Origin of the sequence: Pseudomonas vanderleydeniana (genome assembly GCF_014268755.2) — a bacterium.
Classification (GTDB): domain Bacteria; phylum Pseudomonadota; class Gammaproteobacteria; order Pseudomonadales; family Pseudomonadaceae; genus Aquipseudomonas; species Aquipseudomonas vanderleydeniana.
Genome location: NZ_CP077093.1, coordinates 707,142 through 727,969 on the forward strand (window position 1 = coordinate 707,142; position 20,828 = coordinate 727,969).

The window sequence follows — 20,828 nt, forward strand, 5'->3', positions numbered from 1 at the left end:
GGAAGGTGCATTCGGTCAGGCAGTGAAAAAATCATATAGCTGGCTAAATATTCTTTCCAATATATTGTTCGACCTGTTTGATATGTTAAACGAATCAATGAGGTCTCCATGGAATTGCGTCACCTGCGCTACTTCATCGCTGTGGCCGAGGAGTTGCATTTTGGCCGCGCCGCAGAGCTGCTGGGCATCTCCCAGCCACCGCTGAGCCAGCAGATCCAGGCGCTGGAGCAGGAACTGGGCGCGCGCCTGTTCGAACGTACCAATCGTCGGGTCGAGCTCAGCGAGGCCGGTCGGTTGTTCCTCGAAGAAGCCCGGCTGGTGCTGGCGCAGGTCGACAAGGCGGCGGATGTGGCCCGGCGGGCCCAGTTGGGTGAGCTGGGCGAGCTGAAGATCGGTTTCACCTCGTCGGCGCCGTTCAACTCGACGATTCCCCAGGTGATTTTCTCGTTCCGCCAGTCCTATCCGGCGGTGCACCTGAACCTGCGGGAAATGAGCAGCAAGATGGTCGCCGACGCGTTGATGGACGAGTCGATCGAGGTCGGCCTGATGCGTCCGTTGCCGCTGCCCGATGCCCTGCATGTCGTCGAGTTGATGCGTGAACCGCTGGTGGCGGTGCTTAGCGCCAAGCATCCGCTGGCCAGTGGCAGCGAGGCGGGGCTGTACCTCTCGGAACTGGCTCAGGAACCTTTCGTGTTCTTTCCACGCAGCTACGGCAGCGGCCTGTATGCGCAGTTGATGACGCTGGCGCGCCAGGCCGGCTTCAGCCCGCACTTCGCCCAGGAAGCGGGCGAGGCCATGACCATCATTGGCCTGGTGGCGGCAGGTCTTGGCGTGTCGGTGTTACCGGCCTCCTACCAGCGCATCCGTATCGATGGCGTGGTCTACCGGCGCCTGCTCGACCCGGACGCGATCTCGTCGGTATGGCTGGTGCAGCGCAAGGACCAGAAGTCACCGATGGCCAAGGCGTTTGTCGAGTTGCTGACGCAGCGGTTGTAGACCGGGTAGCTCGTCATTTCAGATGTACCGGGTTGTCTGGTTCTGGGTCCGCTTCGCGGCCCGGCGCGGGCAAGCCCGCTCACCACAATAGGGTGTTGCTCCTCACTGATCGTGCCATTCAGGAAATGTCTCGTGAGTGAAGGGCGAGGTCTTCCAACTGAGACAAGGGCTTGCGAGCGAAGTACCGACCTCGTGGCGAGTGGGCTTGCCCACGCTCGGCTGCGTAGCAGTCGTAAAACCAGGCGGCTCGTTTTGTCAGGTTTAACGAGTCACCTGCTTTTGGGTCCGCTTCGCGGCCCGGCGCGGGCAAGCCCGCTCACCACAATAGGGTGTTGCTCCTCACTGATCGTGCCATTCAGGAAATGTCTCGTGAGTGAAGGGCGAGGTCTTTCAACTGACAAGGGCTTGCGAGCGAAGTACCGACCTCGTGGCGAGTGGGCTTGCCCACGCTCGGCTGCGCAGCAGTCGTAAAACCAGGCGGCTCGTTTTGTCAGGTTTAACGAGTCACCTGCTTTTGGGGCCGCTTCGCGGCCCAGCGCGGGCAAGCCCGCTCACCACTTATTAGAGGTTGCCCACCTCTAGGGACGGTTACTGCACTTTCGACAGGTCGCCCTTCAGCGCCACGCCGCCGATGAATGCGCCGGCATGGCATTCGTAGGTGGTCGGGCTCCTGGTTTCGTTACGCTTGTAGTAGCTGACGATGTTGGTCACCGCGTTCGCCCCGGCCTTTTTTGCCGCCTCATCCAGGGTGATCAGCGCCGATTGCAGGGCCCAGGCGCAGGCTTCCTCGTCGCTCTTGTTGAAGGCGTTGGTCTTCTTGTTGGTGACCGCGCCCGGGCTGACCACGGTGACCTTGCCCTTTGGCGTATTGCCCGCCAGGTAGAACTTGACCTTGCCATCGATCTTGCCGGTGCTGACCGCTTCGGCCACCACCTTGTCGAACGGCAGGTTCAGGGTGGTATCGCGTGCCTGGCTCAGGCCCGGCAGGCTGCACAGCGCCAACGTGGCCACTGCGGCCAAGGTTTTCATCTTCATGGTCAACTCCTTGTCTTTTGATGCACGGAAGAAACGGGGTTACTGGCTGAGTGGCTGCGGCTCGCCGACACCGATGGCGCGCGCGGTGCTCTCGGCATCGTGATCGCGCAGTTCACGCAGGATGCCCCGGTCCAGCAGGCGCACCCAGCGGATGTAGTTCTTGTGGATCTTGCCGTCCTTGTAGTCCATGCCGCTGCTGTCGCGATAGGCGATGGTGTAGCCGCTGGTGCTGTAGTTGATGTCGATCTCGACGTGGAATTTCTCCCGCACGGTGATCTCGGCCTGGATCTGCGACGGGTTGACCCGCTGCACGCTCCACTTGCGCTTGACCAGGGTGGTCAGGATCGCCTGCTTCATCTGCTCCTGGCTGGCCTGGATTTCGGGGGTGACGGTGCGGGTCGGGGTGAAGATCTTCTTGCTGGTGCAACCGGCGGTCGTCAGTAGGGCCAGGGCGATCAGTACAACGCGAAACAGGGACATTCCATTTCTCCAGTGGGTAAATCAGGACCAGCGACGGAACACCAGCGAGGTGTTCACGCCACCGAAGGCAAAGTTGTTGTTCATCACGTACTCGTTGCTCATCTGCCGGAACTCGCCGCGCAGGTAGTCCAGTTCGGCGCATTGCGGGTCGACCTGGTCGAGGTTGAGCGTGTGCACGTAACTGTCGCGGTTCATCATCTCGATGCTGAACCAGGACTCCAGCGCACCACAGGCGCCTAGGGTGTGGCCGAGGAAGCTCTTCTGCGAACTGATGGGCATGCGGCTGCCGAACAGGCTCTGGGTCGCCAGGGTCTCGGCGATGTCTCCCTGTTCGGTGGCGGTGCCATGGCCGTTCACGTAGCCGATGGCATCGGGAGTGAGCCCGGCATCCTCCAGTGCCAGCTCCATGGCCCGGCGCATGGTGGCCTGCTCCGGACGGGTGGCGTGCTGGCCATCGGCATTGCTGCCGAACCCGACGATTTCCGCATGGATATGCGCGCCGCGGGCCAGGGCATGTTCCAGTTCCTCGAGCACCAGCATGCCGCCGCCCTCACCGATCACCAGGCCATCGCGACCGCTGTCGTAGGGGCGTGGACTGGTGTGCGGGGCATCGTTCTTCAGGCTGGTGGCGTAGAGCGCATCGAACACCATGGCCTCGGTGGCGCAGAGTTCCTCGGCACCACCGGCGAGCATCATCGGCAGGCGGCCGAACTTGATCGCCTCGTAGGCATAGCCGATGCCCTGGCTGCCGCTGGTACAGGCGCTGGAGGTGGGGATCAGGCGGCCGGTGAGGCCGAAGAAGATACTGATGTTGGCCGCGGTGGTGTGGGGCATCATGCGGACGTAGGAGTTGGCGTTCAGTCCCTCGGCCACCGAGTTGATCAGCATCATGCCGAAGGCCTTGATCTCGTCGGTGCTGCCGGTGGACGAGCCACAGGCGACACCCATGCGCCCGTCGCGGATGATCTCGTTGCCGAGCAGGCCGGCATCGGCCAGGGCCATCTCGGCGGCGCCGACGGCGAAGCGTGAGACCCGGCCCATGCTGCGCAGCTGCTTGCGGGTCCAGTGGGACGGCACCGCGTAGTCATCCACCGGCCCGGCGAGGCGGGTGTTGAGTTCACTGAAGCGGTTCCATTCGTCCATGCGCCGGATGCCGCTGCGGCTCGCACGGAAGTTCGCTTCGATGCTGGCCCAGTCGCTGCCCAGCGAGGTGATGCCGGCCATGCCGGTGACGACGACGCGCTTCATCAGCACAGGCCTCCGTTGACGGCCAGGACCTGCCGGGTGATATAGGCCGCTTCGGCGGACATGAGGAAGTTCACCGCGCCGGCGACTTCTTCCGCAGTGCCCATGCGCTGCGCGGGGATCATTTTCAGCAGTTCTTCCACCGGGACGTTTTCATCGAGCATGGCGGTGTCGATCAGCCCCGGGGCCACGCAGTTGACGGTGATTTTTCGTTTGCCCAGCTCGATGGCCAGGGCCTTCGCCGCGCCGATCAGGCCGGCCTTCGAGGCACTGTAGTTGACCTGGCCACGGTTGCCGATCAGGCCGGATACCGAGGTGATGCAGACCACCCGACCCGGCGCGCGACGGCGGATCATTGGCATCATCAACGGGTGCAGCACGTTGTAGAAGCCGTCGAGATTGGTGCGCAGCACCTGGTCCCAGTCGTCGTCCGAGAGCGCCGGGAAGGCGCCGTCGCGGGTCAGGCCGGCGTTGAGTACCACGCCGTAGTAGGCACCGTGGGCCTCGACGTCGGCTTCGAGAATGGCCCGGCAGGTCTCCCGTTCGGACACGTCGAATTGCAGCACCCGGGCGTTGCGGCCCAGTGCCTGGATCTCGGCCTGTACGGCGTCGGCTTCGGCACGGCCGCTGCGGCAGTGCAGTACCAGGTCATGGCCGGCCTGGGCCAGGCGCAGGGCGATAGCACGGCCGATGCCACGGCTGGAGCCGGTTACCAGAATGGAGTCAGTCATGGCTGGATTCCTGTGATTCGTTGAGATAGTCGGCGGCCTGGGGCGGACGGAACACGTTCAGGCGCGCCGAGGCCTGGATGGACGGACCGCTGAGGTGGCATTCGAATACCCCCATGCCGTTGTCGTCTTCCAGGGAACGCTGGGCGTGGATGGTCAACTCGCTGCCCTGCGGGAAATGTTCGACGTTGCATTCGAACTTGCGGGTACCGAGCAGGAACCCCAGCTCCACCGGCCGGCCCTCGCTGCGGGCGCGGCAGCCGGCATAGGCGGCCACGCTCTGGGCCATCAGCTCGATACCGACCCAGGCTGGCAGGCTGCCGTCCTCGCGGTTGAACAGGCCACCGGGGCGTACGGTGAGGCGGGTCCGGATCTGCTCTTCATCGAAGGCCAGGACCTGATCGATCAGGATCATGTCACCGGCGTGAGGCAGCAATTCGGCGAGCGGCCAATCGATCATGGGGCGTCTCCGATAATCAGGCTGACATTGTTGCCGCCGAAGGCAAACGAGTTGCTCATCAGGCGGCGTGGGGTCGTGGGGTCGAGCCGGTCCTGCGGGCCGGCCCAGTGCAGGGCCGGCAACGCCGGGTCGGGCTGGCCGTCCCAGATATGCGGTGGCAGGGCGCCCTGCGGATTCTCGGCACTCAGGCTCAACCAGCAGAACGCCGCCTCCAGCGCACCGGCAGCGCCGAGGGTGTGGCCGGTCATGGGCTTGGTCGAGGAACAGGGCAGGTCGCCCGGGAACAGCCCGGCCACGGCCAGGCTCTCCATCGCGTCGTTGTGCTGGGTCGCGGTGCCGTGCAGGTTCAGGTAGGCGATCTGCCCGGGCTGCAGGCCGGCCTGGCGCAAGGCCTTGGTCATCGCTTGCGTGGCGCCTTTGCCGGCTGGTTCCGGTGCGGAGATATGGTAGGCGTCGCAGCTGGCGCCGGAGCCGAGCAGGGCGATCGAATGCGCCTCGCCGGGCTGGCGGGTCATCAGGAACAGCACGGCGGCTTCACCGATGTTGATGCCGTTGCGGTTCACCGAGAACGGGTTGCAGCGCTGCTCCGACACTGCCTCCAGCGAGCTGAAACCGTTGAGGGTCAGCTTGCACAGGCTGTCGACCCCGCCGCACAGCACCGCATCGCACAGCCCCAGGTCGAGCAGGCGCTGGGCGCTCATCAGGGCGCGGGCACTGGAGGTGCAGGCGGTGGAAATCACGTAGGCCGGGCCATCCAGTTGCAACCAGTCGGCGAGAAAGCTGGCCGGGGCGCCGAGCTCCTGCTGCCGGTAGTCGTAGTCGGCGGGGAACGCCTGGTCGCGCAGGTAGCTGGCGATACCACGGCTGGCCTCGTCGATACCCGAGGTGCTGGTGCCCAGGACCACGCCGATGCGCTCACGGCCATAGGTGGCTATCGCTTGCCGGATCGGCTCGGCGATCTGCAGGGTTGCTTCCATCAGCAACTGGTTGTTGCGGCTGTGCTGGTCACTCAGTTCGCAGGGCAAGGCCACCAGTTCGCCGCGCACGGCGGCGACCGGCAGTGCGCGTCCGGGGACCCAGCCGGTTTCGACGCGAACCCCGGAGCAGTCGCCGGCGAACAGGTTACGGGCGACTTCCTGCTTGTCGCGACCCAGGGCGCAGATCAGGCCGAGGGCGTTCAGGTAGGCGGTCATGGCGCGCTCTCGTTCAACGGGCTGATGCTGTAGTGCAGACCTTGCGGCAGGTCGAGGCTGAAAAACAACGGCTGGCGATAACTGACCCGCCATTGCCCACCCAGTTCCCGCTGCCCGGCCTGCTGGTGGGCGGTGGGATAGTTGGTCGCCAACTCGGCCTGTGGCGTCAGGGCGAACAGCAAGGCGGCAAACAGCTCGCGGGCCTGCGGGTTGGGCGGCAGCAGGCCGTCGGCGTGCCACTCGCCCTCTTGCAGCAGCTGGCGCGCCAACGGGATGCCCAGCGGGTCCATCAACGACCAGCGCAGGCCACCGGCTTCGCGCTGGATCACCAGCAGCCAGTCCTGGCGCATGCCATCCTGCTGGCGCTCGACCAGCAACTGCTGCGGCAGGCTCAGCGTCGGGGTGTGCAGGGGCAGCGGCAGGCGGCTGGCGCAGGCGCCCAGCAGCAGGAAACAGCCCAGCAACAATGCACGCATCATTTGCTATGACCTGCCAGGGGTTTGCGGGCGACCACGTTGACCAGGGTTTCCTCGCGCTGGCCGAAGGGCGGCGGGTTCTTCAGGCGCAGGCGCTCGAGCAGGCCGAAGTCCTTGGCCCGGCTCCACCACAGGTAGGGGTACGAGACGTTCTTTTCCGTGAACTCGAAGCCCTGGTCACGGATCATCTCCAGGTACTGCCCGGCGCTTTTCTGCACGTGCATCGGATGGCGGAACAGCCAGCGGATCACCCAGGTGTCGATGTAGGCCTCGGTGGATTCGGCGAACAGCAGGTAGCCGCCCGGCTTGAGCACTCGATAGAACTCGGCCAGGGCCCGGTCCTGCTGGACCAGGTGGTGGAAGGTCTGGTGGCAGAACAGGATATCGACGCTCTCGGAGGCCACGTCGAGGGTCGCGCAGTCGCTGCCGATCAGCTCGATGTCGAGATTGCGCCGTCGGGCCTCCTCGGCGGACAGCTCCAGGCTGTGCGGGTCGGCATCGAGACCGATCAGCCGCTGCGGTGCGAATACCTGCTGCAGGTACTGGAAGGACTTGCCCTGGCCGCAGCCGGCATCGAGCAGCACCGGGTTTTCCGGCAGCTCTTCGCTGAACAGCCGTCGCAGGTCGTTGATCGCCACGCGCAGCACATGATGCTGCCAGGTGTGGCTGCGCAGGAACCAGAAGCCGAAACGGGTTTCCTCGACGTAAGTATCGCTCAGGTACTGATTGCTCATGCCGGGGTGCTCGCACAGATTTCCGAGAGCATCCGCAGGCGACGCTTGGGCTCACTGACAAAGGGGTTGCGCTCGTCCCAGGCATAGCCGGCGAGGATCGAGCTGATCATGGCGCGGATTTCCTCCGAGCTGCCGGGATGGTAGATCACATCCTGGAAGGTCCCGGCGTACCAGCCTTCGACGTAGCAGCGGAAGGTGTCGACACCCCGTTTCAACGGTTCGGCGAAGTCGCACTGCCAATCGACGCTTTCACCCTGCAACTGCCGGTGCAGCAGGCCCGCGGCCATGCTGGCCGAGCGCATGGCGATGGTCACGCCGGAGGAGAACACCGGGTCGAGGAATTCCGCCGCATTGCCCAGTAGCGCGTAGCCCGGGCCGTGCAGGCTCTTGACGTTGGCCGAGTAGCCGCCGATGGCCCGGGCCGGGGTGTCCCACTCGGCGTTTTCCAGCACGCGTTGCAGGCTCGGGGTTTCGGCAACGAAACCCTTCAGGCAGGCATCGAGGTCGTCGCCGCGACCGGCGAAGTGGCTGGCGTCGGCGACCACCCCGAGGGAGCAGCGACCGTTGCTGAACGGGATGGTCCAGAACCAGATGTCGCGTTTTTCCGGGTGGGTGGTGATGAGGATTTTCTCCCGCTCGAACGCAGGGTGGTCGATACGGTCCTCGATGTGGGTGAACACGGCCTGGCGCACCGGGAAACCCGACGGTGCCTCCAGGTCCAGCAGGCGCGGCAGCACGCGGCCGTAGCCGCTGGCATCGAGGACGAAGCGGGCTTCGAGCCGATACTCGCTACCGTCTTCGCGCCGGACTTGCACCTGGGGTTGCGGACGCTCGAAGTCGGCGCCGACGATCTCTTCGCCGTAGCGGATTTCCACCCCTTGCAAGGCGGCCTGGTCCGCCAGCAGTTTGTCGAAATCGGCGCGCTGGACCTGGAAGGTGGTTGGCTTGCCGTTGCTGAAGGTCTTGCCGAAGTCGAAGGCGCTGTAGCGGTCGCCCCAGGCGAAGGCCGCGCCGTTTTTCAACTGGAAGCCGGCGGCGTTGACGGCGTCGAGCATCCCGGCTTCCTCGACGAAGTCCAGGCAGTGGGACAGCAGGCTTTCGCCAATGGAAAAGCGCGGGAAATGCTGGCGCTCGACGATCAGTACATCATGACCCTGGCGCTTGAGCAGGGCGGCGGCAATCGCACCGGAAGGACCGGCGCCTATCACCAGCACTTCACGGCGTTCCATTTCAGTCATTGGCACACGGGCTCCTTGCCGGTCTCGGCGCTATTCAAGGGAATTCGATTCATGCCTGCCAGCGCTGGCAGCAGCGTGGCGAGCAGGCCCATCAGCATCAGCGCGAAGTACAGCGCCGGACTGATCAGCTGTTGTTGCAGGAGCAGGTTGAGGAAGACGATCTCACTCAAGCCGCGAATGTTGAGCAGCAGGCTTTCCTTCCAGCGGCTGGCGCCGGGAAACGACCGACCGGCCCAGCCCAGGCCCAGCCAGTTGCCCAGCAGCTTGCTGGCGACCGGGGCCAGCAGCAGCGCGACGAACTGCAGCAGGCTCAGGCTGCTCAGGGCACTGTGCACGTTGATCTGCACGATACCGAAGGTGAGGATCAGCGGAACCGCCACGCCGATCTGCAGGCGGCTCATCCACTCGGGCTTGAGCGGCGGTACCAGCGGCACCTTGAGCCAGGCCATGCAGAGCAAATAGCCGATGCCGAAGATCAGCGCGTTGAGCTTGTAGTGTTCGGCCACCACCAGCAGGCCGAAGAAGCCCAGGCCATAGACCAACGGCTGGCGTACCCGGCAGCCATGCAGGGCCAGCGGCAACAGGGCCCCGCCCAGCGGCAACAGCAGGCTGCCCAGGTGCAGGCTGCCCTGGGCCAGGCCGAACAGGGTCCAGCAGGCCAGGTCGATCAGGATCGCGGTCTGCACCAGGCGGCGGGTGGCGGCGAGGGGGTAGCCGATGTGTTTGAGATAGAGATAGAGCACCGGGATCGCGGTGATGGCGAACACCAGGCCGATCGCCAGGGCGTTCAGCCAGTGCTGTTCCGGCAGCAGCCAGACGGCGCAGGCCAGCCCGCAGGCGAACGGCACGCAGAAGCTCGGCAGGGCGATCTTCAGGCTTTCGCGGTCCAGCTTCAGTTCGATCACGTCGCCGAGGATGCTGCCCAGTACCAGGGCGAAGGCGAAACCGTAGAGTGTCTTCAGCCATGCCGGCGCGACCAGCGCGGCACCGCTCAACTGCCAGTGCGGTTCGATCCAGAACAGCATCAGCAGCGGCAGGCCGAAGGTCGCCAGCAGCAACTGGCTGACGATCGGTACCAGGCCGAAGTGCCGGCCGATACGGGTGACTGCCGCGAAGGCGGCCAGTGCCATGCCCCAGAACAGCAGGATCATCATGATGCGAGTTCCCTCTTCGCATGGGCAGGGGATTGCTGCCCGGCCCAGGGCGCGAGCAGGAAGCTGAAGGCCAGGCCGAGGCTGACCGACAGGCCGAAGTTGCTCACCGCCGGGGTACTGGAAATCGCCAGCAGGCCGAACGACAGCCAGGTGGTCAGCGCCGCCAGCAGGGTGCCGAGCAGGCTGACCGCCGCGCCGCCGATCCGCTCGCGCATGAGAATCGCGTAGTCGACGCTGATGGCCGTGACCAGGAGCAGGCCGAACAGGCTGAACAGGGTCAGCGGTTGCCCCAGCCAGCCGAGGCTGGCCAGGCTGCACAGCGCCGCCAGCAAGGGCAGGGAGACAATGCGCAAGGCGCCGCCGAGGCCGAATGGCAGGATCAGCAACAGCACGATCAGCACGCAGGACGCGAGCTTCAGTTCCGCCGCACTGATCTGCGTGGCGGCGAATACCTTGTTCAGGTCACCGAGACGATCCACCAACTGCACGCCCGGCAGGTCCACCGCCTGGATGCGCAGCAGCTCTGCGTTGTTCAGGCCCTGCAGACTGACCATGCCGGCCACGCCATCGGCGTACGGGCCGAGCCAGAGCACCCGCCAGGGTTCGCCGAGGGGGCCGGCCAGGGCGCTGTCGATATCCTCGATCGGCAGGGCCTGGAGTTCGGCCAGTTCCTGCTGCAGGGCCGCTGGTGGTACGCCGAGGTCGAGCAGCGGTTGCCAGTGTTGCGGCAATTGCTGGAGCGAGTCACGCAGGCGCTGCTGCTCGCTGGGCAGGCTGACCAGTTGGTTCAGTGACAGGTAGCCTTGCAGCTTGTCCAGGCTGACCAGTTGCCCGAGACGCTTGCCCAGCGCGGCCTGGCGTTCCAGCAGTTGCTGTTGGTCGGCGGCGCGGACCAGGAAGAACTGGCTGGTCGGCTGGTAGCCGGTGATTCGCGCAATGGCCTGGGCCTCGGCCTGCAATTGCGGCGGTGCGCCGACCCACTGGCGGATATCGTTTTTCGTGCCCAGTTGCCACAGGCCCCCGGCGCAGAACAGCAGCAACAGGCCCAGCAGCACTGGGCTGCCGAGTTTCTGCAGCAGCTTCTCGCGCAGCGCCAGCAAGGCCTCGCAGGCCTTGAGCGGCCACTGCGCCGGGCGCAGGTCGGCCCCCTTGAGCAGCGCCGGGAGCAGGCACACTGCGGTCAGGTAGGCACCAAGCAGGCCGGCGGCGGAGAACACTGCGATCTGGGTCAGTGCCGGGAAGGGTGTCCAGGCCAGGGCCAGGTAGCCGATGCAACTGGTGGCCAGGCTCAGGCTCAGGCCGGACAAGGTCACGCGCAGAGCCGGCCAGCTGTGCCAGGGCTTGAGGCTCCAGCTCTTGGACAGGTAGTGCAACGGGTAGTCCACCGCTACGCCGATCAGGCTGGAGCCGAGCACCAGCGTCATCACGTGCATGTGACCGAAAAACGCCACACAGGCCACGGCGCCGAACAGCATGCCCACCAGTACCGGCACGAAGGCCAGCAGCACCCGCCAACGACGGAACGCCAGCAGCAACAGCAGGAGAATGCCCAGGGTGGCGCCGCCACCGACCCAGGTGATTTCCCGGGTCGCCTGCTGCTGGCCGCTGGCGGCGTACAGCAGTCCGCTGGCAGCCAGCAATTGCACGTCGGCTTGGCTCGCTTGCTCGCGGCTCTGCCTGAGCAGTTCGGCCACTTGCAGCGGCAGCTTCATGTCGAAGGCATTGCCGGTGGTGCGGGCCCGCAGCAGCACCCAGCTCTTGCCGTCGGCGTCGGCCACCAGGGCGCCGCTACCAATATCCAGCTGCACCGCGCCACGTTGTGGCTGGCTGTTCTGGATGCGCCCGGTCAGGCCGAGCCAGTCGTCCTGGCTCGGCACCAGGCTGAAACCGGCGAACGGGTCGAACAGGGTTTGTACCCGTTGCTGGATGAAGGCCGCCGGGTCGTCGATCAATTGTCGGCGGTCTTTCGCCGACAGCATGGCCAGGCGGCCCCGCAGCAGTTGCTCGCGCAGCGCGGGCAGGTCGGCCTGCAGGTCCCACTGGACCTTCTCGAACAGCCCGCTGGCCTGCCAGCGCTCGCCCAACTGGCGCGCCATGGCGATGGCCTGCTGGCGATCAGCCTGGCCGACCAGTACCAGGATTTCCCGGTTCAGCGGTTCCTGCATGCGCTGTTCGGCCTTGAGGTCCAGCGCATCGGGCGAAGAGCCCGGCACCAGCTCCATCAGGTTCGCCGACAGCGGCGCGCCGTGCCGCCACTGCCAGCCGGCGAGTGCGAGCACCGCCAGCAGCAGGATCAGGAACAGGCGCGGCAGCAGGCGTTCACTCGGCAAAGTCATGCTGCTCCGCTTCGCTCAGGGGTTGACTGGCCGTGCTGTCCTGCATGCGCAGGACGGTGCTGTCGCCCTGGGTTTCCTGCAGCTCGATGCGTTGCACCAGGGTGCCGCCGTCGATGTTGATGCGGGTGAAGATCTGCTTGAGCAGCACCGAGCGCGGCGTCAGGGTCAGCTTCCAGTCGTTCGCCTCGCCTTGCAGTTGCAGCTCGAAGTCGCGCTGCAGGCCACTGCTGTCGCCTTGCAGCACGGCGATGAACAGGCGGTTCTGCTCCGCGCCGGCGCTCTTGTTCGGGACCATCTGCCAGCCGCTGCCATCGCGTCGGGCGATGCCCTTGGCCGTGATGCGGTAGTCCTGTTGCAGTGGCGTCTTGAGCAGCCACAGCAGGCCATGGTCCCTGGCGAGGACGAAGGTGCCCTTGCTGGTCAGCGGCTGTGGCAGGGCGCGCAGGTGTTTTTCCTGGATGAAACTGCCGTGGATCACCGAGGGCTTGGCCAACTGTTCGCTCAACTGTTGCAGGTCGAAGGCCGCCGCCTTCCCGGCAAGTCCCAGGCACAACACCAGCAGCAGACCACGCACGATCCCTGTAGGAGCTGGCTTGCTGGCGATGAGGCCCTTGAGTCTTGCAGCGATCCTGCGGGTGCTATCGCCAGCAAGCCGGCTCCCACAGGACAGAGGTGTGATGAAGTTCATGCGAGCACCTTTTCAACTGCGTCGACGAACACTTTCGGTGAAGCCAGCTGCATCTCGCGGCTTTCGATGTGCACCGCGACCTGCACCGTGCTGGCGCGGGTCAGGCGCTCGCCGCTGGCGAGGTCGGTGATCAGGTAGTTCACCTTCAGGCGGTTTTCCCATTCCACCAGGTCGGCGCGAACGTTGATCTTCTGGCCGAACACCGCACCGCGCACGTAGCGCAGTTGCAGGTCGATCACCGGCCAGGCGTAGCCGGACTCGCGCATCTGCACGTAGTCGTGGCCGATGTGCTCCAGCAGCGCGCAGCGGGCCACTTCCAGGTACTTCACGTAGTGGCCGTGCCAGACCACGTGCATGGTATCGACGTCGAAGAACGGCACGAGGATCTCCGTATCGACGTGCAGTACGCCTCGGCTACGCATGCAGCCTCCAGTGTTGTTCGCCGATGCGTTGCAAGCACAGGCGCAGTTCGTTTTCCAGGGCTCGGTCCTCGATCAGCGGCGGGAAGTCCCGGGCCAGTTCTTCCTGCATCACCGCCAGTGCTGGCGGCAATGGGCGGGCGTCGGCTTCCCGGCTGCGCAGCCAGACACCCTGGTTGGCGGCCAGCAGCGTGGCGGCGGCAACCTGTTCGGTCAGCTCCAGCACGCGAATGGCGTCGCGGGCGGCGATGGTGCCCATGCTGACCTTATCCTGGTTATGGCACTCGGTTGAACGCGAAAACACGCTCGCCGGCAGGGTGTTTTTCAGCGCCTCGGCGGTCCAGGCACTGGCGCCGATCTGCACGGCCTTGAAACCATGGTTGAGCATGGCGCGTTCGCTGCTCGAACCGGACAGGTTGCTCGGCAGGCCGTGGTTGTAGCGCACGTCCACCAGCAGGGCGAGCTGGCGGTCGAGCAGATCGGCGACGTTGGCCACCAGGTTCTTCAGGCTGTCCATGGCGAAGGCGATATGCCCGCCGTAGAAGTGCCCGCCGTGCAGGACGCGTTCCTGCTCGGCGTCGATGATCGGGTTGTCGTTGGCGCTGTTCAGTTCGGTCTCGATGAAGCCGCGCAGCCAGCCCAGGCTGTCGGCCAGCACGCCGAGCACATGCGGGGCGCAACGCAGCGAGTAGCGATCCTGCAGGCGATGCAGCGGCGCGGTCGGCGCGTCGATGGCCAGGTCCTGGCGCAGCCAGGCGGCCACCTGCATCTGGCCCGGGTGTGGCTTGGCGGCGAACAGGCGCTCGTCGAAGTGCTCCGGGTTGCCCTGCAGCGCGACGACGTTCAGCGCGGTGATGCGGGTCGCCAGGCGCAGCAGGTAGTCGGCACGTGCGAATGCCAGGCAGGCCAGGCCGGTCATCACCGCAGTGCCGTTCATCAGCGCCAGGGCTTCCTTGGGCCGCAGGACCAGCGGGTCCCAGCCCAGCTCGCGATGCACGTCGCTGGCTTGGCGGCGCTCGCCACGGAACAGCACTTCACGCTCGCCGGACAGGGTTGCCGCCACGTAGGACAGCGGGGTCAGGTCGCCGCTGGCGCCGACCGAGCCCTCTTCGGGAATCAGCGGCAGGATGTCCAGGTCGAGAAACGCCTGCAGGCGCTCCAGCAGTTCCACGCGGACTCCGGAAACCCCGTGGCACAGCGACTGCAAGCGGGCGGCGAGCACGGCGCGGGTGGCCTGCGGGTCGAGCAGCTTGCCCAGGCCGCAGCCGTGGAAGGTGTAGAGATGACGTGGCAGCGCCTCGACGTGCTGCAGCGGTACCGCGACCACGCAGGAGTCGCCGTAGCCGGTGGTGACGCCATAGATCACGCCTTCCTTGTCCAGTAGCGAATCCAGGAACTGTGCGCCCTTGGCGATGCGCTGGCGGTAGGCCGGGTCGTCTTGCAGTTGCGTCGGCACCTGACGGTTGGCCAGGGCCAGCACGTCCTCGATGCGCAGCGGGAGTTCGCCGAAGGTTACCGGCTCAAGCGGATGCATTGTCATCGGTCTTCCAGAAAGGGTAGAAATTGAACCATTGTTGGGGCGCTTGCAGGCAGTACTGGCCCAGGCGCTCGGCATAGCGGGCGGTCCACTGGGCGATGACCTGCTCGCGATCGCCGCGCTTCCACTGCACGGCTTCGGCGAAGGGTTCGAGGGTGACGTGATAACGCCCCTCGAGCTTCAGGCAGAACAGCAGGTTGACCGGGCATTTGAGCAGCCCGGCCAGCAGCCACGGGCCTTGCGGGAACGCCGCCGGGTGGCCGAGAAAGTCCACCCGCACGTTGCGCCCGCCATGCAGCGGCACGCGGTCGCCGGCGATCGCCAGCCATTCGCCGCGGTCCAGGCGCTGGCTCAGTTGCAACATGATCGCCGGGTCCAGCTCGCTGACCTGGATCAGCCGCAGGTTGGTCGCGCCGGCTTCGCCCAGCAGGCGGTTGAAACGCTCGGCGTGCTTGGTGTGGACCAGCACGTTCATGGTGACCTTTTCACCCAGTTCGGCCAGCGCGCGGCAGACCTCCAGGTTGCCCAGGTGGGCGCCGACCAGCATCTGCCCGCGCTCGCCGCGCAGTTGGTCGCGCAGCAGGGCCGGGTCGATGATGTTGATCTGCTCGATGCCCAGCTTGCCGTTCCACACGTCGAGCTTGTCCAGCAGCGCATCGGCAAAAGCCATGAACTGGCGGAAGACTTTCAGCCGTGTCGGCTGCAGCGCGCTCTGGCCGCTCCACGCGGCCAGGCGCTGCTGGTATTGCCAGGCGCTCTGCCGGGCACTGCGGCCGAACAGGAAGAAGTACAGGACGATGCCGTGCAACACCGGGCTGAGCAGCCGTCGGCCGAGCACCCGGACGCCGAAGGCGGTGAGTTTCATCAGCCAGAAACTGCCGCGCTCCTGGTGGTCGGCCCAGTGTTTCTGCGTGTCGCTCATGCCCGCCACCGTCGCCAGAGGATACTCGGCAGGCGTAGCAACATGCCGAAGAACAGCCGGGTATGCATGCCGGAAATCAGTGCGTTGTCGTGGAATAGGCGAAAGTGCGACAGGCCGTCCTGCGGATAGTGGACCCGGGTCGGCAACCAGCGCATGGGCTGGTTGCGCCAGGACAGGCGCACGAGGATTTCCGGGTCGAAGTCCATGCGCTTGCCGATCCGGGCACTGTCGATCAGCGCCAGCACCGGCGGCAGCGGGTAGACCCGAAAACCGCACATGGAGTCGGGAATCTGCAGCGACAGGCTGTTGATCCATACCCAGACGTGGGTCAGGTAGCGGGCATAGAGCCGGCCCTTGGGCACGCTCTCGTCATACTGCGGGTAGCCGCAGATCAGCGCTTCGGGGTGGCTGCGGGACGCGTCAAGAAAGGTCGCGACATCCTGCAGGTCGTGCTGGCCGTCGGCATCCACCTGCAGGGCGTGGCTGAAACCGCGCCGCGAGGCTTCGCGCAGGCCGGCCATGACCGCACCGCCCTTGCCCTGGTTGACCGGCAGCTTGACCAGGAAGGTGTTTTCGCCTTCGGCCAGGCGCTCCAGCACCGCGGCGCAGGCCGCGCTGCTGGCATCGTCGACCAGCACGCAGGGCAGGCCGGCAGCCAGCAGGGCTTCGACCACTGCGGGCACGGCTGTCTCGTGGTTGTACACCGGAATCACTGCACACGGCCTATGCATGTGCTGCCTCCAGTACGATACGCCCGCTGGAACAGGCGGCTTCCCCGTTGCGGAAGGCGAAGTAGAGTTTGCCGCGCTCCTGGTCGAAGCGCAGGCTCAACTCGACCTGGTCGCCAGGGCGTACCAGCTGCTGGAACTTCAGCACTTCCATGCCGGCGAATTGCGCCGGCAGCTCCAGTCGCTCGCGACCCAGCTCCAGGGCCCAGTTCACCTGGACCACGCCCGGCAGTACCGGGGTGACGGGGAAGTGGCCGCTGAAGTAGGCGAGATCCGGCGGAACGGCCAGTTGCAGCAGCCATTCGCCGTCCGTCTGGTGTTGCGCAAGCACCTCCGGCGCTTTCGGACGTGGCGCCTGCAACAGCGCCTGGACCTCGGCCTGCGGCAGCTTGCCCTGGGCGTTGAGCGGCAGTTGCCGCAGCAGGCGCCAACGCCGTGGCAGCGCCAGGGCTTCGCAGTGCTTGAGCAGATGCTGGCGCAGGGCTTCGGTCAAGGCGCGTCGGCCCTGGTTGCGCAGGGTGTGCAGGCCCTTTGCGGAGAGCACCAGCAAGGCGCCGAGATAGGCGCGGTTTTCCTGCACCACGCCCAGTCGCGCCTCGGCGACCCAGGGATGCTCCAGCAGGGCCTGTTCGAGCATCGGCAGAGAGATACGTTTCTCCTCCAGCTTGACGATGCGGTCGAGTCGGCCGAGCAGTTCGAAGCGTCCATCGGCCTCGAAGCGCGCCGCGTCGGCGGTCTGTTCGACATGCCCCTGCGGCAGGTAGGACGAGGCGACCTGCAGGGCGCCGTCGGCATCCTGGCTCAGGCGGACGTCGGCGAACGGGCGCCACAGCCGGTCGCCCTGGCGCCAGGCGATGCCGCCGGTTTCCGAGCTGCCGAGAATTTCCGTCGGCCATTGTCCCAGGCGTCGCTGCAGACTGCCGGCGGCCTCTTCCGGCAGTGCGCCGCCGGAGGAGAACACTCGGCGCACCGCGCTCAGCGCCGGCCAGTCGAGGTTGTCGCCCATGCGCTTGAGCAGCGCCGGGCTGGCGACCCAGGCGAACTGCGGGTGTTCGCGGCTGCTGCGTTGCAGGTCCTCGGGGAACGCCAGTTGCCTGCGCACGAAGGGGCGTCCGGCACACAGCGGCCAGAGCACGCGAAACAGCAGGCCATAGATATGCTGGGCCGCGACGCTGCCGATGATGCAGGCCTGGCCGAGGTCGGCACCCCACAGCTGTTCCAGCGCAAGCACTTCGTTGGCCAGCTGGCGCAGGCTCTTGTCGATGAGCTTGGGCTCGCCGCTGGAGCCTGAGGTGCACAGGCTCAGGCGGCACAGGTCGAGATCCAGCGCCGCCGGCTCCAGTGGCTCGGCCTGCAGGTAGGCGAGGTCGGTGCTATCGATCAGCCACAAGTCGACCTGGGCTGCCCAGCGTTGGCGGGTCTGGTCCTGCAGGTCAGGCAACAGCAGCACGGCCACGCCGGCCCGCCAGGCACCGAGCAGGGCGATCGCCAGTTCACCGGCGTCTTCCAGGTGCAGCGCCAGGCGTTGCACGTTGCGCTCGCGCAAGGCGGCGGCCAGGCCCAGGGCGCGCTGGCCCAACTGGGCGTGGTCCAGCGGCGGATCGATTGTCACGGCACGCCCGGCGTGCATCTTGAGCAGCAACTGCTCAAGGTTTATCCAATTCATGCGCGGCCTCTTACGCGTTGTCGTATCAGCCATTCAATGGCAAACAGCAGGCCCATCAAGCCGTAGGCGATCAGGCCGTTGTACAACGTCCACCAGCTCAGCGGTGCCCAGAGGGTGAGGGCGGCGGCGAGCAGGCCGTTACAGAGAAAGAACAGGCTCCAGACCTGCGTCACCCGGCGTGTGTAGCGAATCGCCACGTCCGGCAGTTCCGGCTCGCTCAGCCGTGCCAGCCGCTCGGCCATTGGCGGGCCGAACTTCAGGCTCAGGCCGAACAGACCGAGCATGAAGCCGCTGATCAGCACCGGGTACCAGCGCAGCAGTGCCGGGCTGTTCAGCAACCCGAGCAAGCCGCAGAAGACGATGGCGCACAGGGCCATCCACAGGCTTCCTGGCTTGCGTTCGCCGGTCAGCGCGCGGGCCAGCCACAGGCTGCCGAGCAACAGCCCGAACTGCCAGGGGGCGAAATGCTCCATGCCGAAATACACCGCAAAGGGGTACAGCAGGCCCGCCAACAGCAGGCCCAGGCCGATCAGTCGACTCATGCGGCCGGCTGGACCAGCCGGAACACGGCCTCGACCACGTCGTTGACGGTACGGACCGCCTTGAACTCCTCGGCGGCGATCTTCTTGCCGGTCTGGCGCTTGATATGGTCGATCAGGTCCACGGCATCGATGCTGTCGATTTCCAGGTCCTGGTACAGGTTGCTGTCCAGGGTGACGCGCTCGGGCTCGAGCTCGAACAGTTCGACCAGGGCATCGCGCAGGGTGTTGAAGATGTCTTCACGGGTTTGCATGGTGGGGTCTCACGCTGCCTGTTTTGCCGTGACGAAAGCCGCAAGGCTGGCCACGCTGGAAAAATGGTCACGGGTGTCCTTGGCGTCCGCATCGATCTTGATGCCGTAGCGCTTCTGGATGGCCAGGCCGAGTTCGAGGGCGTCCACCGAGTCCAGGCCCAGGCCTTCGCCGAACAGCGTTTGCTCGTTGCCGATGTCCTGGACGCTGATGTCCTCGAGGCCGAGGGCCTCGATGATCAGTTCCTTGATTTCAAGGTGCAGGGCGCTTGTTGGATCGCTCATCTGTGGCGAGCTCCTTAATGAAGTAATGGTGCAGAAAATCGTTGAGCTTGCGCGAAGCCTGGGGCGCGGGGCCCTGGCTGGCGAAGGTCTGTGGGTCTATATCGGCCCCGACGCGAAAACTGAAATGCACCCGACGCAGGGGGATGCGATACCAGGGTTCGGCCTTGGTCAGGGTGGTCGGGCTGACCTCGATCACCACCGGGGTAATGATTCTCGCACCACGCAAGGCGATTGCGGCGGCGCCGCGATGAAAGGACGGCGTCGTGCCGGGCGCGGTACGGGTGCCTTCGGGGAAGATGATCAGGGTCTGGCCACCCTTCAGCGCGCCGACGGCGGCATCGAGCATGTCCATGCTGCCATCGTTGCTGATGTATTCGGCGGTCCGCACTGGCCCGCGGGTGAACGGGTTCTGCCAGAGGCTCTGCTTGACCACGCAGTTGGCGTTGCGCACCAGGCCGATCAGGAACACCACGTCGATCAGCGACGGGTGGTTGGCGATGATCATCTGGCCGGGGCGCCCGAGCCGGTCCGCGCCTTCGACCTCGTAGGTCAGTACGCCGCTGCGGGCCATGAAGCGGATGAACAGCCAGAACAGCCGGCTGATCGTCCGTCGTGCGCGCTCGCGCTGGTGTTGCGCGTCGCCGGGCAGGCAGGCGAGCAGCGGGAAGATCAACAGGCGCAGGCACAGGCCGCCCAGGCCGAACAGGGCAAAGCTGATGGCGGTGGCCAGCAGGCGCCAGTAATAGGCGTCGCGTGGCTTGCTCATGCGCGGCGTTGCCAGTTCCATGCACGGGTCTTCCATGTGTGTTGGCAGGTGGTTTGCGGCCCGAGCAGGGTCCGTACCAGGTTCAGCGCATGAGGCCACTGCGTACGGGAATCCTGGTTCTCGCAGCGTCCGAGGGACAGTTGCCAGTCGTCACCCGGCGTTAGCAGCAGGCCGACGGCATAGGGAAAGGGCACGTCGTCGATCCAGCGACTGTAGGCCTCGGGTGGTCGTTCCTCGGTGATGACCAGCAGGACCGCCGGCGCGCCCTCGGCCAGCAGCGCCGCCGCCTCCAGCATGCCGTGCTCGAGGCCGTCGCCGTTGGCGGCGAGCGCGGTCATTTCGCTGGTTTCACCACGCATGATCGACCACAGGCCGATGATGGCGTTATGCACCGAGAGGCTGAACTGGGTCGGTGACAACGGTTGCTCGGCGGCCAGGTCGCTGAGGATCTCCAGTGTGCGTGGGGTTTCGCCGTGGCGGGAAATGAACACCAGGGGCAGGGCTTCATGGCCTTCGGCCAGCGGCCAGCCGACGCTGAACGCCATGCGCGCCAGCCGGCTCAGGCGGCGGCGCTGCATGGCCGGCAGGAACGACACATCGGGCGCTGCCTCGCTCGGTGTCGGAACCGTCGGCTGGTGGCTCCAGGCCTGCCAGTCGGACACGCTTTCGAGGCTCGGGGCCCAGGCGCGCCATTGAGCGATATTGAAATTGATCACTGAGTGTCTTCCCGCCCCTGCGGGCTTCCTTGAAACGCTACGGCTGTATCCTTGAGCGATACCAACCTTGGCGTGGCGCTGTGGCCGAGTGGCGCGCATTATCCCGGTGTGGCGGGCTTGTAGCAAACAATTGGCTACATTTTGCACGATAAAATTTACAGGTGGACACTCGAGTAAATGTCACATGGCCATTATTCGTGTTTTTGGTGATACATCTGTCGGCTGTTTCCTCGGGT

At 65.7% G+C, this 20,828-nt stretch carries 23 protein-coding genes; 1 reads left to right on the plus strand and 22 read right to left on the minus strand.

Annotated elements, in window-relative coordinates:
- Nucleotides 1–108: 108 nt before the first annotated feature.
- Nucleotides 109–996: a LysR family transcriptional regulator gene (locus tag HU752_RS03140; protein ID WP_186688917.1), complete on the plus strand. Its 888-nt coding sequence runs from the start codon at nucleotides 109–111 to the stop codon at nucleotides 994–996.
- 588 nt (nucleotides 997–1,584) lie between these two features.
- Here the strand turns inward: HU752_RS03140 and HU752_RS03145 are convergent.
- Genes HU752_RS03145 through HU752_RS03250 form a run of 22 tightly spaced genes read right to left on the minus strand, consistent with a single transcriptional unit; the run spans nucleotide 1,585 to nucleotide 20,592 of the window.
- Nucleotides 1,585–2,031, minus strand: a complete 447-nt coding sequence (locus HU752_RS03145; protein WP_186683198.1) for an excinuclease — start codon at nucleotides 2,029–2,031, stop codon at nucleotides 1,585–1,587.
- A 39-nt stretch (nucleotides 2,032–2,070) separates the two neighbouring features.
- Nucleotides 2,071–2,511, minus strand: a complete 441-nt coding sequence (locus tag HU752_RS03150) for a hypothetical protein (protein ID WP_186683200.1) — start codon at nucleotides 2,509–2,511, stop codon at nucleotides 2,071–2,073.
- Nucleotides 2,512–2,532: 21 nt separating this feature from the next.
- Complete coding sequence (locus HU752_RS03155; protein WP_186683202.1) at nucleotides 2,533–3,759, minus strand: beta-ketoacyl-ACP synthase; 1,227 nt, start codon at nucleotides 3,757–3,759, stop codon at nucleotides 2,533–2,535.
- Complete coding sequence (locus HU752_RS03160) at nucleotides 3,759–4,487, minus strand: 3-ketoacyl-ACP reductase FabG2 (protein ID WP_186683204.1); 729 nt, start codon at nucleotides 4,485–4,487, stop codon at nucleotides 3,759–3,761. Before HU752_RS03160 ends, HU752_RS03155 begins: the two co-directional genes overlap by 1 nt.
- Nucleotides 4,480–4,944, minus strand: coding sequence for a hotdog family protein (locus tag HU752_RS03165; RefSeq protein WP_186683206.1), 465 nt, complete (start codon nucleotides 4,942–4,944; stop codon nucleotides 4,480–4,482). The genes HU752_RS03160 and HU752_RS03165 overlap by 8 nt, the downstream gene beginning before the upstream one ends.
- Nucleotides 4,941–6,137, minus strand: a complete 1,197-nt coding sequence (locus HU752_RS03170) for a beta-ketoacyl-[acyl-carrier-protein] synthase family protein (RefSeq protein WP_186683208.1) — start codon at nucleotides 6,135–6,137, stop codon at nucleotides 4,941–4,943. Before HU752_RS03170 ends, HU752_RS03165 begins: the two co-directional genes overlap by 4 nt.
- Nucleotides 6,134–6,616 (minus strand): DUF3261 domain-containing protein, encoded by a 483-nt coding sequence (locus HU752_RS03175; protein WP_186683210.1) that lies wholly within the window; start codon nucleotides 6,614–6,616, stop codon nucleotides 6,134–6,136. The genes HU752_RS03170 and HU752_RS03175 overlap by 4 nt, the downstream gene beginning before the upstream one ends.
- Entirely contained in the window at nucleotides 6,613–7,347 is a 735-nt protein-coding gene (locus HU752_RS03180; protein ID WP_186683212.1) for a class I SAM-dependent methyltransferase, read from the minus strand. The genes HU752_RS03175 and HU752_RS03180 overlap by 4 nt, the downstream gene beginning before the upstream one ends.
- Complete coding sequence (locus HU752_RS03185; protein ID WP_186683214.1) at nucleotides 7,344–8,591, minus strand: NAD(P)/FAD-dependent oxidoreductase; 1,248 nt, start codon at nucleotides 8,589–8,591, stop codon at nucleotides 7,344–7,346. The genes HU752_RS03180 and HU752_RS03185 overlap by 4 nt, the downstream gene beginning before the upstream one ends.
- Complete coding sequence (locus HU752_RS03190; protein ID WP_186683216.1) at nucleotides 8,582–9,739, minus strand: sodium:proton antiporter; 1,158 nt, start codon at nucleotides 9,737–9,739, stop codon at nucleotides 8,582–8,584. Before HU752_RS03190 ends, HU752_RS03185 begins: the two co-directional genes overlap by 10 nt.
- The gene (locus tag HU752_RS03195; RefSeq protein WP_186683218.1) at nucleotides 9,736–12,075 is read right to left on the minus strand and encodes an MMPL family transporter; all 2,340 of its coding nucleotides are present in this window, start codon (nucleotides 12,073–12,075) and stop codon (nucleotides 9,736–9,738) included. The genes HU752_RS03190 and HU752_RS03195 overlap by 4 nt, the downstream gene beginning before the upstream one ends.
- Nucleotides 12,059–12,763 (minus strand): outer membrane lipoprotein carrier protein LolA, encoded by a 705-nt coding sequence (locus HU752_RS03200; RefSeq protein WP_186683220.1) that lies wholly within the window; start codon nucleotides 12,761–12,763, stop codon nucleotides 12,059–12,061. Before HU752_RS03200 ends, HU752_RS03195 begins: the two co-directional genes overlap by 17 nt.
- Nucleotides 12,760–13,185: an acyl-CoA thioesterase gene (locus HU752_RS03205; protein WP_186683223.1), complete on the minus strand. Its 426-nt coding sequence runs from the start codon at nucleotides 13,183–13,185 to the stop codon at nucleotides 12,760–12,762. The genes HU752_RS03200 and HU752_RS03205 overlap by 4 nt, the downstream gene beginning before the upstream one ends.
- Nucleotides 13,178–14,722 carry an HAL/PAL/TAL family ammonia-lyase gene (locus HU752_RS03210; protein ID WP_186683225.1) on the minus strand — a complete coding sequence of 515 codons (1,545 nt, stop codon included), beginning with the start codon at nucleotides 14,720–14,722 and terminating at the stop codon, nucleotides 13,178–13,180. The genes HU752_RS03205 and HU752_RS03210 overlap by 8 nt, the downstream gene beginning before the upstream one ends.
- The gene (locus HU752_RS03215) at nucleotides 14,703–15,641 is read right to left on the minus strand and encodes a lysophospholipid acyltransferase family protein (RefSeq protein WP_186683227.1); all 939 of its coding nucleotides are present in this window, start codon (nucleotides 15,639–15,641) and stop codon (nucleotides 14,703–14,705) included. The genes HU752_RS03210 and HU752_RS03215 overlap by 20 nt, the downstream gene beginning before the upstream one ends.
- The gene (locus HU752_RS03220) at nucleotides 15,638–16,372 is read right to left on the minus strand and encodes a glycosyltransferase family 2 protein (RefSeq protein ID WP_186683229.1); all 735 of its coding nucleotides are present in this window, start codon (nucleotides 16,370–16,372) and stop codon (nucleotides 15,638–15,640) included. The genes HU752_RS03215 and HU752_RS03220 overlap by 4 nt, the downstream gene beginning before the upstream one ends.
- Nucleotides 16,365–18,035: an ApeI family dehydratase gene (locus HU752_RS03225; RefSeq protein WP_186683231.1), complete on the minus strand. Its 1,671-nt coding sequence runs from the start codon at nucleotides 18,033–18,035 to the stop codon at nucleotides 16,365–16,367. The genes HU752_RS03220 and HU752_RS03225 overlap by 8 nt, the downstream gene beginning before the upstream one ends.
- A complete protein-coding gene (locus HU752_RS03230) occupies nucleotides 18,032–18,577 on the minus strand; it encodes a COG4648 family protein (RefSeq protein WP_186683234.1) in 546 nt (181 codons plus the stop codon). Before HU752_RS03230 ends, HU752_RS03225 begins: the two co-directional genes overlap by 4 nt.
- The gene (locus HU752_RS03235; RefSeq protein ID WP_054060673.1) at nucleotides 18,574–18,828 is read right to left on the minus strand and encodes an acyl carrier protein; all 255 of its coding nucleotides are present in this window, start codon (nucleotides 18,826–18,828) and stop codon (nucleotides 18,574–18,576) included. The genes HU752_RS03230 and HU752_RS03235 overlap by 4 nt, the downstream gene beginning before the upstream one ends.
- 9 nt (nucleotides 18,829–18,837) lie before the next feature.
- Nucleotides 18,838–19,110, minus strand: coding sequence for a phosphopantetheine-binding protein (locus tag HU752_RS03240; RefSeq protein WP_186683235.1), 273 nt, complete (start codon nucleotides 19,108–19,110; stop codon nucleotides 18,838–18,840).
- The gene (locus HU752_RS03245) at nucleotides 19,079–19,897 is read right to left on the minus strand and encodes a lysophospholipid acyltransferase family protein (RefSeq protein ID WP_186683237.1); all 819 of its coding nucleotides are present in this window, start codon (nucleotides 19,895–19,897) and stop codon (nucleotides 19,079–19,081) included. Before HU752_RS03245 ends, HU752_RS03240 begins: the two co-directional genes overlap by 32 nt.
- Entirely contained in the window at nucleotides 19,873–20,592 is a 720-nt protein-coding gene (locus tag HU752_RS03250) for a beta-ketoacyl synthase chain length factor (protein ID WP_186683240.1), read from the minus strand. Before HU752_RS03250 ends, HU752_RS03245 begins: the two co-directional genes overlap by 25 nt.
- Between the last annotated feature and the right edge of the window lie 236 nt (nucleotides 20,593–20,828).